The following is an 11,963-nucleotide window of genomic DNA, read 5'->3' on the forward strand; positions in this document are numbered from 1 at the left end:
TCAGAGCGCTCCGACGCCGAAGACCAAGCCGAGCACGTAGGTGACGGCAGCTGCCCCGAACCCGATGGCCAGCTGGCGGAGTGCGCGACGCAGAGGGGGGCCGCCGGAGAGGATGCCGACCATGGCTCCCGTCGACAGCAGCGCTATGCCGACGAGCACGAGTGCCACGATGATGGCTGTGGTTCCTTGCAGGCCGAACAGCCACGGCAGAACCGGAATGATCGCCCCCGACGCGAACAGCAGGAAACTCGAGATCGCCGCCGTCCAATCTCGGCCGACGATCTCATGGTCATCGGATGCACCGTGGACGCGGACAGGTCCGGTGACCGTTCGACGCACGCCTTCCTGCGCCGCCGCGACGACGCGGCGCGCCCGCGCCAGCGCCTCCTCCTGGGCCATCCCCCTCGCCCGGTAGACCAGCGCGAGCTCGTTCTCGTCGATGTCGAGGTCGGCCGCGGCATCCGCTGCGTCCTCATTCGCCTCCGTGGATGCGAGGAGCTCGCGCTGGGAGCGCACCGACACGAACTCCCCCGCGCCCATCGAGAGCGCTCCGGCGAGCAGACCGGCGATGCCACTGAAGAGCACGAATCCCGAACTCACCCCGGTCGCACCGATGCCGAGCACCAGGGCCAGGTTGCTGACCAGTCCGTCATTCGCGCCGAACACGGCGGCACGGAAGGAGCCGGAAAGCCGCCGTCGGCCCCGCGCGGCGAGTCCTCGGACGACCTCGTAGTGGACCTTCTCATCTGCCCGCATCGCCGGTGTGGCGTACTGCTCAGCGTCGTAGGGCGAGCGTGCCTCGGCGTTCTGCGCGAGGGCCAGAACGAAGATCGAGCCGAAGCGACCGGCCATCCAACCGAGCATCCGAGAACGCGCGCCGGCGCTGGGAAGACGTGCGGGTTCTCCGCCGAGCAGGTCGAGCCAGTGCTGCTCGTGACGGCGTTCGGCATCAGCGAGATGGAGCAGGATCTGCTGTTCTTCGCCGGTTCGTCGCGCGGCGAGCTTCTGATAGACGAGTCCCTCCGCTCGCTCTTCCACCAGGTAACGGGCCCAGCGGCGGCGATCGGCTGCGGTCGGCTCGGCGGCAGCGGGCGCGGTCATGGAACCTCCAGGTCGATGGGCAACCGTTCCACGCTATCCGCGCGGCGGGACCGGATACGGCCGGATGCCCGGATTGCCAGCATTTCGGGCATCCGAACGGGCCGGCGGACGGGTCTGCTCGAGACCGGAACTACGACCGCACGCGTTTGCGAAGGACATCGATCCGTGACTGCAGTTGCGTCACGGTCGCCTGTGCGACCGCGGGACCGCCGCAGATGCGCCGGAGCTCGGCATGCACCGCACCGTGCGGTTCTCCGGCCTGGCGGGCGTAGAGCCCGACGAGGCTGTTCAACAGCTGTCGCTGCTCTCGAAGGGTGCGGTGCAGCGGCGCGGGCAACGTGGAGGTCGCGGTGGGTTCGGTGTTCGCTTCGCGTGTCTCGCGCAATCGTGATTGGCGCGCCTGTCGCTGCATCAGCAGCTCGTGCACGTGCTCCGGCTCGAGCAGGCCGGGGAATCCGATGAACTCCTCCTCCTCGGGCGTACCGGGCTCGGCGAGCTGGCCGAACTCGTCGCCGTCGAAGACGACACGGTCGAAGTGGGCGAGCGACGAGATCGCCTTGTAGCTGAACTCCTGCGTCAGGGCGTCTGAGGCGTCTTCTTCGCGGTTCGCACTGTCCAGGAGCGAGTCGTCGAGACCGTCCTCGTCTTTGCTCTGGCGATCCAGCGCGTGATCGCGCTGCTTCTCCATCTCGTTGGCGAGGCCCATCAGCACGGGGACGTTGGGAAGGAACACGCTCGCGGCCTCGCCTCGGCGCCGCGCACGCACGAAGCGTCCGATCGCCTGTGCGAAGAACAGCGGCGTCGAGGAAGACGTCGCGTACACGCCGACGGCGAGCCTAGGCACATCCACACCCTCGGACACCATGCGCACCGCGACCATCCAGCGGTCGGTGCTCGCGCTGAACTTCTCGATGCGCTCAGAGGCCGTCGCGTCGTCGGAGAGGACGACCGTCGGATGCTGACGAGTGATGCTGTGCAGGATCTTCGCGTAGGCACGCGCCACCGTCTGGTCGGTGGCGAGGACCAGTCCCCCGGCATCCGGCACGTGATGGCGGATCTCGGTGAGCCGGCGGTCCGCAGCCGACAGCACCGCGGGCATCCAATCGCCTTCAGGGTCCAGAGCCGTCCGCCACGCCTGCGACGTGACATCCTTCGTGTTGTCCTGGCCGAGATGCGTCTCGATCTCGTCACCCGCGCTGGTGCGCCAGCGCATCTTGCCCGCGTACATGTGGAACAGCACAGGCCGCACGACGCCGTCCGCGAGAGCGCGACCGTAGCCATAGCGGTAATCAGTGCTGGAGACGCGCGCGCCGGATTCGTCCGGCAGGTAGTCGACGAACGGAATCGGCGCGGTATCGCTGCGGAACGGCGTTCCGGACAGCAGCAGACGGCGCCGCGCCGGGCCGTAGGCGTCGCGAATGGCATCGCCCCAGCTCAGCGCGTCGCCGCCGTGATGCACCTCGTCGAGGATCACCAGCGTCTTGGCGTCTTCGGTGAGGTGACGGTGCACGGATGACTTCGCCGCGACCTGGGCGTACGTGACGACCGCACCGTGGTAGTGCCGCGCCGGCGCCCAGTGACTGTTCTTGAACCGCGGGTCGAGCCGGATGTGGACGCGAGCGGCGGCATCCGCCCACTGGGTCTTCAGATGCTCGGTCGGCGCCACGACGATGATCCGGTCGACCTCACCGATGCGCAGCAGCTCGACGGCGAGCGTGAGCGCGAAGGTCGTCTTACCTGCGCCCGGTGTCGCCGCCACCAGGAAGTCGCGCTGATCGGCCTGGAAATACGCGTCGAGCGCCTCCCGCTGCCAGGCGCGGAGCTTGTCGGCCGTCCCCCACGGGGCGCGCTGGGGGAAAGACGGAGAGAGCATCGAGTCAACGATAATCGCTGTGTCCGACATTCCTCGCGCGCGCTCCCCCGGCGCTCGGTGCGAGGTAGGCTCGGTCACTGCGCCGTGGCCACCGCCGGACGGCGTTCGTTCGCGAAGGAGAGCTGGATGACCGACCAGGATTCGACTCGGACCTCACCCCTCGACAACGAGACGGTCCACCCGTGGCGACGTTTCGTCGCCGTCGGGGATTCATTCACCGAGGGAATCGGTGACCCCGATCCCGCTGCCCCTGGCGGACACCGCGGTTGGGCCGACCGCGTCGCCGCGGTTCTTGCTCAGCAGGTCGATGACTTCGCCTACGCGAATCTCGCGGTGCGCGGGAAGCTGATAGCTCAGATCGTCGCGGACCAGATCGAGCCCGCCGTCTCGCTGCGCCCGGACCTCGTGTCGATCTGTGCGGGCGGGAACGACGTCATCCGGCCCGGCACCGATCCGGACGCCATCGCCGCCCAACTCGAGGATGCGGTCGCCCGCCTCGCCTCGACCGGCGCATCCGTGCTCTTGTTCACCGGCATCGATACGGGGTTCACGCCGGTGTTCCGTCCGTTCCGAGGAAAAGTCGCGATCTACAACGAGAACGTGCGCGCGATCGCCGATCGGCACGACTGCATCATCGCCGATCAGTGGGCGCTCAAGGTCGTGCAGGATCTGCGTTTCTTCGACGACGACCGCCTGCACTACAACGCACTCGGCCACCACGAAGTGGCGCGGATGGCGCTGCGCGCCCTGAACGTCCCGAACGACCTCTCCGCCATGCAGCCGGAAGCCATCCCGATGCGCACCTGGCGCGAGGCCCGCTCCGAAGACCTCGGCTGGGCACGCGAGCACCTGGTGCCGTGGGTGCTCCGGCGCATTCGTCACCAGTCATCTGGGGACAACATCGGGGCCAAGCGACCCGATCCCGCGCCGGTCGTCTGGCCGCAGGCCGACTACACGTCAGACCCGCCGAGCGAGTGAGACCTCGATCAGCGGGAGGAACTCGCGTGGGACGACCGCGGTGACGACGAGGTCGTCGGCCATCCTGACGCCGATCGCGTAGACGAACGGGTCTGTGTCGATCTCGACGGACGGGATTCGAGTCCCATCGACCACGACGGATGCCGCGGTGTTCACCGCCGCCGGCGTCACCTGCCACCCGGTCGTCTCGAAAGGTCCGGGTGGGCCGGCGGGTATGCCGAGCTCTTCCCGGAATCGGTTCATCAGAATGTGGTTCGTATGGTGGATGATCTGGTTGCCGAGATCCTCAGGGGTCGGATCTCGGCGCCACGTCGTGCGCACCGCCTCCCAGATGCGGGGATAGCGCATCTTCTCGGCCCCTCGGACGAGCCAGTCCGGCCGGGGCCAGGGCGGAACCTCGTCGAGAGCCGCGCGGGTCTGCTCGTCGAGTTCGGCGAGATTGACAGGATCGTCACGGTCCTGCGGGTTCCGCCAGACGGTGTATCCAACCGCAACCTCGAGCTCTCCGGGTCCGCCGGAACCCCCGACAGTTCCGAGACCCGGTGAGCGATCGTCCTCGAGCGAAGGCTGCGCGCCGAGTCCCCAGACCGGAAACGGAAGCGCCCGTACCCTCGCTTCAGCCTGGGCGAACGGATCCGGTGCATCCGGTGGCAGAACTCCCGCGAACTCCATCATCCGAGTCTGCGGCAGTCCCCTCGTTGGGGCAAGAACGTCAGCGCGACAGCGACCACAACGCCACCGCCGCCGCTGAAGCGACGTTGAGGGAATCCACTCCCCCACGCATCGGGATCGTGACGACCGCATCCGCGACCTCCAGCGCGCGCTCCGAAAGACCGTGGCCTTCGGACCCCATCACCAGCGCCACCCGGGGCGGGCGATCCGCCGCATACGCGTCAAGCGTCACCGCGTCATCGCTCAGCGCGAGGGCCGCGAGCTCGAAACCCGCTGCATGCAGTTCCTCCGCCGCGGCATCCCATTCTCCGAGCCGTGTCCACGGCACCTGGAACACCGTGCCCATGCTCACTCGTACGCTTCGCCGGTACAGCGGATCGCTGCACCGCGGAGACACGAGCACGGCATCCGCTCCGAGCCCCGCGGCCGCACGGAAGGCGGCGCCGACATTCGTGTGATCCGCGAGGTCGTCCAGGATCAGAACCAGGGAGGCGTCTTTCACGACATCGGAGACAGACGGGAGCACGGGCCGGTGCATCGAAGCGATCGCGCCTCGATGCACGGCGAACCCGGTGACGCTCTCCGCCACGTCGTCCGGAACCACGTAGACCGGAACCGGCGCGCCATCAAGGATCGTCCGGATCTCGTCGACTCGACGCTGCTGCACCATGACCGACCGGGGACGATGCCCCGCGGCGCACGCGCGGGCGATGACTTTCGCTGATTCCGCGATGTACAGGCCGCCCGCGGGCTCCACAACGCGGCGCAGAGCGACCTCGGTCAGCGATCGATAGTCGTCCAGGCGCGGGTCGTCCGCGGTGTCGACGTGCACGAGTTCCATAGGCGTCCAGCCTGACACGTCCCGCGGGCATCGTAGAATCACTCGAGGAGGTGCCGTGAGCGCGATGACAGACGAAGAGCTTCAGGCTCGCCTCGTCGAATCCGCTGATCTGCTCCGCGGGCACCGGATCGCACTCCTCACCGGAGCGGGCATCTCGACGGATTCCGGCATTCCCGCCTATCGTGGCGAGGGCGCACGTCCCGGCAGCGATCCCATGACGATCCAGACCTACCTGGGCGATGAGGCTGCTCGCCGCCGGTACTGGGTCGGTGGGCATCTCGGCTGGCGCGCGTTCGCGAATGCGGCACCGAACGCCGGCCATGTCGCGCTCGCCGAGATGGAGTCATCCGGCGTCGTCAGCGGCGTGATCACGCAGAACGTCGACGGACTGCACCTGCGCGCCGGGAGCTCGCACGTCATCGAGGTGCATGGGACGATGCGCCGTGTCTTCTGTCTGCACTGCGGTCAGGTCTTCGACCGTCGTGACGTCGCTGTGCAGATCGAAGAACGCAACCCTTGGATCGCGGTGCCCGAGAACGTGGCGCTCGCCCCGGACGGCGATGTCCTGCCGGAGACGACCGCGGGCTTCGTCATCCCGACGTGCACGGTGTGCGACGGGATGCTCAAACCGGACGTCGTCTTCTTCGGCGAGTATGTACCGCCGGACCGGTTCCGCGCCGCCGAGTCGCTGCTGCGCGCCAGCAGCGCCCTGATCGTGGCCGGCTCCTCGCTCGTCGTCAACTCGGGCGTGCGTCTCATCGAACGCGCTCGCCGCCGCAGCATTCCGCTGATCATCGTCAACCGAGAGCCGACTCGCGCGGACCCGTGGGCGAATGTCACCATCGCCGCGGGCACCAGCGATGTGCTCCCTGCCCTCCAGGAGCTGTTGAAGTGACCCTGCTCACGCTCGTCCGCCACGGTCAGACCGATTGGAACCTCGACCGCCGTATCCAGGGCACCACGGACATCGCTCTGAACGACACCGGACGCGCCGATGCACGCACGGCGGCCGCGCTCCTCGCCGATGGAACGCACCACACGATCTATGCCAGTCCTCTGGTGCGCGCACACGAGACCGCGCAGATCATCGCTTCGGAGCTCGGCCTCGACACGCCGCTGCTCGTTCCCGACATGCGGGAGCGGGAGTTCGGTGCGGGCGAGGGGATGCTGGTCACCGACTACATCCAGACCTACGGCGATTGGCTCTCCGACGTGCCTGGTGCGGAGTCGCTCGCCCAGGTTTGCGATCGCTCCATGTCGGCGCTTCATCGGATCGCCAGGGACGCGCGTCGCCGCTCGGCGCCCCTCGCCGAGTCCGTCATCGTCGTGACCCACGGCGGCGTGATCCGTTCGCTGATCGACCATGTCTCGGGCGGCACTCTGCCTCGGGACGGCGAACCGCTCCGCAACGGCTCAGTGCACCGATTCGAGGCGTCCCCCGGATCGCTGCGCCTGCTCGAGCACGCCGTCCTCTGACAGATCGTCAGCTGAGCAGCATCGCCCGCCCCGGTTCCTCCAGGATGTCGGCGACATCCTTGAGGAATCGCGCCCCTTCCGCGCCGTCCACGAGACGGTGATCGAAGGAGAGGCTCAGCGTCATCATCTGACGCAGCGCGATCTCGCCGCGGTACTCCCACGGCTGTCGGCGGACCGCGCCGACCGCGAGGATTCCGGACTGTCCCGGCGGCAGGATCGGAGTGCCCGCATCGACGCCGAAGACGCCGATGTTCGAGATCGAGAAGGTCCCGCCGGCGAGTTCCGCCGGTGACGTCTTCCCGGCGCGCGCGGTCTCCGCGAGGGAGCGCAACGCATCGGCGAGTTCGACGAGTGTGAGCCGTTCCGCGTCTCGGATGTTCGGGACGATGAGCCCTCGCTCCGTCGCTGCGGCGATGCCGAGGTCGACGAAGTGGTGCTGCACGATCTCTGCCGCAGCTTCGTCCCAACTCGAGTTCAAGCCCGGGGTGCGCCCCAACGCGAGGCACACGGCCTTCGCGATAATCGCGAGAGGGCCGATCCGATGACCGGAGAGCGAGCGGTCCTCGCGCAGTGACGCGAGCAGATCCATCGTCGCCGTGACGTCGACCGTGTGGAAGACCGTCACGTGCGGCGCGGTGAAGGCGCTCTGCACCATGGCCGCGGCCGTGTGCTTACGAACCCCGCGGATCGGGATCCGCGTCTCTCGCTCCGCGTCGGCGAAGGATCCGACCGACCGCGGTGCCGCGAACCCGATCGCTTCGGCAGCGGGAGTTTCGACGGCCGTTGCAGCGCCGACCCGCTCAGCGTAGACATCGACGTCGCGGCGGGTGATCACCCGATCGCCGACCTCCGCAGCCACCAGGACGAGATCGATGCCCAGACGCTTCGCGTGAGCGCGCACGGGGGGCGTGGAGCGCGGGCGCTCGAGGACCTGCTCCGTGGTCGCTCGGGGACTGGCGTCGTGCGGGGCTGCTTCGAGCACTGCGGTGTCGGCCGAGACGGACACCGCCGAAGCGCGGCGGGTTCGACGAGCGGGGCGACCGGAAGACGACGGTGCTGCACCGTAACCGACGAGGTTCGGCTGCGCCTTCTCCTGCGGTTTGTCCTGGGCAGGCGCATCCGTCGTTGACGGCTCCTCACCGACCACATCGAATTCGATCAGCGGAGCGCCAACGGCGACGGTCTCCCCCGCCTCCGCATGCAGCGCAGACACCGTTCCCGCATAGGGCGACGGAAGCTCGACCACGGCCTTCGCCGTCTCCACCTCGGCGAGCGTCTGGTTCAAGGCGACGGCGTCGCCGGGTGCGACCAGCCACTGCACGACCTCGGCCTCGGTGAGTCCTTCACCGAGGTCGGGAAGTCGGAACTCGGCGATCATGCTTCGGCCCCCGTCAGGCTGTTCGGACGGTCCAGAACCCGGTCGACGGCATCGAGGAGCCGGTCGAGATCCGGGAGGTGGTACTTCTCCAGCTTGGCCGGCGGGTACGGGATGTCGTGGCCGGTGACCCTGAGGGGTGCGGATTCCAGGTACTCGAAGCAGCGCTCGGTGATGCTGGCGATCACTTCGGCGGCGACTCCTGCTTCTCGCGATGCCTCGTGAGCGACGACGACACGCCCGGTCTTGCGCACGGATGCAGCGACGGAGTCGTAGTCGATCGGCGACAGAGAGCGCAGGTCGATGACCTCGATCGAGATGCCGTCGTCCTCGGCCGCCTCGGCCGCCTGCAGCGCGGTGGAGACCATGGCGCCGTAGGTGATGAGCGTGGCATCCGTGCCTTCACGCACCACACGGGCGAGGCCCATCGGAGGTGCGTCCGCGAGCGGGGCATCGAGGTCGACCTCCCCCTTGTGGTGATAGAGCCGCTTGGGCTCGAAGAAGATCACCGGGTCGTCGGAGGCGATCGCCTGGCGGAGGCTGCGATAGGCGTCCTCCGGGTTGGACACGGCGATCACGCGAAGCCCGGCCGTGTGCACGAAGTATGCCTCCGGCGACTCCGAGTGGTGCTCGGCCGCCCCGATGCCGCCCGCCCAGGGAATGCGGATGGTGATCGGCATCCGCACGCGGCCCTGCGTGCGATAGTGCAGCTTGGCGACCTGAGCGACGATCTGGTCGAACGCCGGATAGACGAATCCGTCGAACTGGATCTCGACGACCGGGCGATACCCGCGGAACGCCAGACCGACGGCGGTGCCGACGATGCCGGACTCAGCCAGTGGAGTGTCGATGACGCGCTTCGCGCCGAACTCGTCGAGCAGACCGTCGGTGATGCGGAACACGCCGCCCAGCTTGCCGATGTCCTCGCCGAGGAGCACGACCTTGTCGTCGTCGCGCATGGCCTGACGCAGGCCGGCCCCGAGGGCCTTGCCCAGAGTGAGCTCGGTCATCGTCACACCTCCCCGTCGAACGTCGCGAGGTAGGCGGCGTACTCGCCGCGCTGACGCTCGAGCCCGGTGTGCGGTTCGGCGTAGACGCCGTCGAACACCGCGAGCGGCGGGCGCGTCGTCATGCCGAGGCAAGCCGCACGCATGTCCCGCGCCACGTCGTCGGCCGCGGCCTGAGTCTCGGCGAGATGCTCATCGCTGAGCTCACCTGCTGCGCGCAGATGCGCCTCGAGGCGCGCGATCGGGTCGCGCTGGCGCCACTGATCCAGCTCGGCGCTCTCCCGGTAGCGGGTCGGGTCGTCCGCCGTGGTGTGCGGGCCCATGCGGTAGGTAACCGCTTCGATGTAGGCAGGGCCCTTGCCGGCGCGGGCGTGAGCGAGCGCCCAGCGCATCGCCGCCATGCACGCCAGGACATCGTTGCCGTCGACACGGAGGCTCGGGATTCCGAATCCCGGCGCTCGGCCGGCGATCGGATACTGGGACTGCAGCGCGACCGGCTCGGAAATCGCCCAGTGGTTGTTCTGGCAGACGAAGACGACAGGAGCCTGGTACGACGAGGCGAAGATCATCGCCTCGTTCACGTCACCCTGGCTGGTGGCTCCGTCGCCGAAGTACGTCACTGCGACCTCGTCGGCGCCGTCGTGCTTGATGCCGAGCGCGTAGCCGACCGCGTGCAGGGTCTGCGCGCCGATGATGATCTGCAACGGTGCGACGCGCAGACCAGACGGGTCGTGGCCGGCGCCTTCCTCACCACGCCACATCCGGACGTAGTCGCCGGGGGCCGCACCGCGTGCGTAGATCACGCCGGTCTCCCGGTAACTCGGGAAGATGTAGTCCTGCGGAGCGATCGCGCGGGCAGTACCGATCTGAGTCGCCTCCTGACCCTGGCACGGCGCCCAGAGCCCGAGCTGCCCCTGGCGCTGCAGGGCGACGCCCTCGGCGTCGATGCGGCGAAGAATGATCATGTCTCGGTGCAGTGCCCGCAGCTGTTCTGCATCGACGTCGGCGACGTATGCATCCAGCTGGGGGTTCGAGATGCGAGTGCCGTCCGGTGTCAGGATGCGCTCAGTGAGCTCCAGATCCTGTGCGGTGTCGGCGATCGGCGTGATCTGCGGTGACATCGTCGTCCTCCCAAGTCTCAGCGGGCCCTTGTGGGGCGCAAACGCTGCGGCCCGGCGTCTTCACCGGATGCTCTGAGCGTACGACCGTTGAACACCTCGCTCAAGCAATGGAAAAGCCCTTGAGCATGTTGCTCAATTCTGCGGGTTCACACCCTGCTAAGGTTTGGCACTATGCCCGGACTAGACCGCATCGACCTCGAGCTGCTCGCCGCGCTCGCCGACGATCCACGGATCACGATCGTCGCCCTCGCCGAGAGTCTCGGCCTCTCTCGAAACACCATCCAGGCACGAATGGCGCGGCTGGAGCAGAGCGGGATATTCCTCTCCTACGAGCGCTCGTTCTCCACCGACGTGCTCGGCTTCCCGCTGCAGGCCTTCGTCAGCATCGGCGTGCGTCAGACCGAGCTCCCCCGCATCATCAGCGAGCTCGCGCGCATCCCCGAGGTCGTGCAGGCGCACGGCCTCAGCGGCTCGATCGACCTGCTGGCCCGAGTGGCGTGCCGCGACGCGCGGCACCTGTTCGACACCGACGCGCGCATCCTCTCGATCGAAGGCGTGGAGCGCACCGAGACGTCCCTCGCGATGGGCGAGGTCATCCCGTTCCGGGTCGCCGGACTCATCGGCCTCGCTCGACGGGAACCTTGAGGAAACGCCGGATCGCGCCGGCCGCCTCTGCCGGCGTCTCATAGTGGATGAGATGCCCGACGTCGGCGATCTCCACGAGTGAGGCGTCGTCGAACAGGGTCGCCAGCGTGCGCTCGGCCTCGATGGGCGTGATGTCATCCTGCTGAGCGGCGACGAGCAGGGTCGGCACCGAGATCGCCGTCGCGAACCCCCGCACATCATGCGAGACGCTCGCGACGAATGCGTCGCGCAGCACGTCGCGGTCGGCGAACCGGGAGAAGTACGTGTCGTGCTGATCATGGATGAAACGTCGGAGCGCAGCATCCTTCGTCTTCGCCATCGATACGCTCATCACCCGGACGATCAGACGATTGCGCAGCAGCGCGGTACCGAGGCGGGCAGGGAGCCAGGCGCCGAGATCGTAGTAGAGCACGGCAAGCCTCGTCATCAGGCCCTTGGGTCCTTCCAGCGCCGGCGCTCCGATCGGGTTCAGCAGAATCAACCGGGGCGTCTCCAGCCCGCCGGCGACCGCAGCAGACGTGACGATCGACCCGAAGGAGTGACCGAGGATGATCGCGCCGGGCGCGACCTGAGCGGCGAACTCAGTCAGCCACGCCGCGTATTCGTCGAGATCGTGCGTGCGCCCCGGGATCGGGCCGGTCTCCCCGAAACCAGGAAGATCCGGGGCGATCACGCGGATCTCTGGAAGGTAGGCGAGCACTGGTTCGAGCCCGTGATGCTCACCGCGGAAGCCATGCACGGCGATCACCGTGGTCTCGGCGTCGGCGGGGCCGTACACCCAGTACGCCGTGGTGCCCCCGCGTACCGTCGCTTCGAGCCGCTGCACCGGAAGTCGGTTCAGACGGTCGGCGTACGGCGAGGGCACAGTCATCCT

The 11,963-nt window shown here is 68.1% G+C and carries 12 protein-coding genes; 4 read left to right on the forward strand and 8 right to left on the reverse strand.

Annotated features, from left to right (window positions below; translation table 11 throughout):
- Complete coding sequence (locus MRBLWO13_RS14930) at positions 1 to 1,101, reverse strand: VIT1/CCC1 family protein (RefSeq protein WP_341974887.1); 1,101 nt, start codon at positions 1,099 to 1,101, stop codon at positions 1 to 3.
- 130 nt (positions 1,102 to 1,231) lie between these two features.
- The gene (locus tag MRBLWO13_RS14935) at positions 1,232 to 2,974 is read right to left on the reverse strand and encodes a DEAD/DEAH box helicase (RefSeq protein ID WP_341974888.1); all 1,743 of its coding nucleotides are present in this window, start codon (positions 2,972 to 2,974) and stop codon (positions 1,232 to 1,234) included.
- Between the two features lie 126 nt (positions 2,975 to 3,100).
- Between MRBLWO13_RS14935 and MRBLWO13_RS14940 the strand changes: the two genes are divergently transcribed.
- Complete coding sequence (locus tag MRBLWO13_RS14940; RefSeq protein ID WP_341974889.1) at positions 3,101 to 3,952, forward strand: SGNH/GDSL hydrolase family protein; 852 nt, start codon at positions 3,101 to 3,103, stop codon at positions 3,950 to 3,952.
- Here MRBLWO13_RS14940 and MRBLWO13_RS14945 read toward each other — a convergent pair.
- Both MRBLWO13_RS14945 and MRBLWO13_RS14950 read right to left on the reverse strand, forming a co-directional pair.
- Positions 3,932 to 4,624, reverse strand: a complete 693-nt coding sequence (locus MRBLWO13_RS14945) for a hypothetical protein (protein ID WP_341974890.1) — start codon at positions 4,622 to 4,624, stop codon at positions 3,932 to 3,934. The two genes, MRBLWO13_RS14940 and MRBLWO13_RS14945, sit on opposite strands and share 21 nt — an antisense overlap.
- Before the next feature lie 40 nt (positions 4,625 to 4,664).
- On the reverse strand, positions 4,665 to 5,465 hold the full coding sequence (locus tag MRBLWO13_RS14950; protein ID WP_341974891.1) for an RNA methyltransferase: 801 nt from the start codon (positions 5,463 to 5,465) through the stop codon (positions 4,665 to 4,667).
- Positions 5,466 to 5,529: 64 nt separating this feature from the next.
- Here MRBLWO13_RS14950 and MRBLWO13_RS14955 point away from each other — a divergent pair, with 64 nt between their 5' ends.
- Positions 5,530 to 6,360: a Sir2 family NAD-dependent protein deacetylase gene (locus MRBLWO13_RS14955; RefSeq protein WP_341978434.1), complete on the forward strand. Its 831-nt coding sequence runs from the start codon at positions 5,530 to 5,532 to the stop codon at positions 6,358 to 6,360.
- Entirely contained in the window at positions 6,357 to 6,941 is a 585-nt protein-coding gene (locus tag MRBLWO13_RS14960; protein ID WP_341974892.1) for a histidine phosphatase family protein, read from the forward strand. Before MRBLWO13_RS14955 ends, MRBLWO13_RS14960 begins: the two co-directional genes overlap by 4 nt.
- Before the next feature lie 7 nt (positions 6,942 to 6,948).
- On the opposite strand, the gene MRBLWO13_RS14965 is transcribed toward MRBLWO13_RS14960, so the two are convergent.
- The 3 genes from MRBLWO13_RS14965 to pdhA are packed head-to-tail and all read right to left on the reverse strand — an operon-like array spanning position 6,949 to position 10,444.
- Positions 6,949 to 8,319: a dihydrolipoamide acetyltransferase family protein gene (locus MRBLWO13_RS14965; RefSeq protein ID WP_341974893.1), complete on the reverse strand. Its 1,371-nt coding sequence runs from the start codon at positions 8,317 to 8,319 to the stop codon at positions 6,949 to 6,951.
- The gene (locus MRBLWO13_RS14970) at positions 8,316 to 9,326 is read right to left on the reverse strand and encodes an alpha-ketoacid dehydrogenase subunit beta (protein WP_341974894.1); all 1,011 of its coding nucleotides are present in this window, start codon (positions 9,324 to 9,326) and stop codon (positions 8,316 to 8,318) included. The genes MRBLWO13_RS14965 and MRBLWO13_RS14970 overlap by 4 nt, the downstream gene beginning before the upstream one ends.
- A 2-nt stretch (positions 9,327 to 9,328) precedes the next feature.
- Positions 9,329 to 10,444 (reverse strand): pyruvate dehydrogenase (acetyl-transferring) E1 component subunit alpha, encoded by a 1,116-nt coding sequence (gene pdhA / locus MRBLWO13_RS14975; RefSeq protein ID WP_341974895.1) that lies wholly within the window; start codon positions 10,442 to 10,444, stop codon positions 9,329 to 9,331.
- A gap of 171 nt (positions 10,445 to 10,615) precedes the next feature.
- On the opposite strand from pdhA, the gene MRBLWO13_RS14980 reads away from it, so the two are divergent.
- On the forward strand, positions 10,616 to 11,089 hold the full coding sequence (locus MRBLWO13_RS14980; RefSeq protein WP_341974896.1) for an Lrp/AsnC family transcriptional regulator: 474 nt from the start codon (positions 10,616 to 10,618) through the stop codon (positions 11,087 to 11,089).
- Here the strand turns inward: MRBLWO13_RS14980 and MRBLWO13_RS14985 are convergent.
- Complete coding sequence (locus MRBLWO13_RS14985) at positions 11,061 to 11,960, reverse strand: alpha/beta hydrolase (protein ID WP_341974897.1); 900 nt, start codon at positions 11,958 to 11,960, stop codon at positions 11,061 to 11,063. The genes MRBLWO13_RS14980 and MRBLWO13_RS14985 overlap by 29 nt on opposite strands.
- Positions 11,961 to 11,963 lie beyond the last annotated feature (3 nt).

The organism is Microbacterium sp. LWO13-1.2, from assembly GCF_038397725.1.
In the GTDB taxonomy this organism is placed as follows: domain Bacteria; phylum Actinomycetota; class Actinomycetes; order Actinomycetales; family Microbacteriaceae; genus Microbacterium.

Bases quoted from the DNA above. Each gene is read 5' to 3' on its own strand.
- MRBLWO13_RS14930 (WP_341974887.1), bottom strand. From the start codon at position 1,101: ATGACCGCGCCCGCTGCCGCCGAGCCGACCGCAGCCGATCGCCGCCGC.
- MRBLWO13_RS14935 (WP_341974888.1), bottom strand. From the start codon at position 2,974: ATGCTCTCTCCGTCTTTCCCCCAGCGCGCCCCGTGGGGGACGGCCGAC.
- MRBLWO13_RS14940 (WP_341974889.1), top strand. From the start codon at position 3,101: ATGACCGACCAGGATTCGACTCGGACCTCACCCCTCGACAACGAGACG.
- MRBLWO13_RS14945 (WP_341974890.1), bottom strand. From the start codon at position 4,624: ATGGAGTTCGCGGGAGTTCTGCCACCGGATGCACCGGATCCGTTCGCC.
- MRBLWO13_RS14950 (WP_341974891.1), bottom strand. From the start codon at position 5,465: ATGGAACTCGTGCACGTCGACACCGCGGACGACCCGCGCCTGGACGAC.
- MRBLWO13_RS14955 (WP_341978434.1), top strand. From the start codon at position 5,530: ATGACAGACGAAGAGCTTCAGGCTCGCCTCGTCGAATCCGCTGATCTG.
- MRBLWO13_RS14965 (WP_341974893.1), bottom strand. From the start codon at position 8,319: ATGATCGCCGAGTTCCGACTTCCCGACCTCGGTGAAGGACTCACCGAG.
- MRBLWO13_RS14970 (WP_341974894.1), bottom strand. From the start codon at position 9,326: ATGACCGAGCTCACTCTGGGCAAGGCCCTCGGGGCCGGCCTGCGTCAG.
- pdhA (WP_341974895.1), bottom strand. From the start codon at position 10,444: ATGTCACCGCAGATCACGCCGATCGCCGACACCGCACAGGATCTGGAG.
- MRBLWO13_RS14980 (WP_341974896.1), top strand. From the start codon at position 10,616: ATGCCCGGACTAGACCGCATCGACCTCGAGCTGCTCGCCGCGCTCGCC.
- MRBLWO13_RS14985 (WP_341974897.1), bottom strand. From the start codon at position 11,960: ATGACTGTGCCCTCGCCGTACGCCGACCGTCTGAACCGACTTCCGGTG.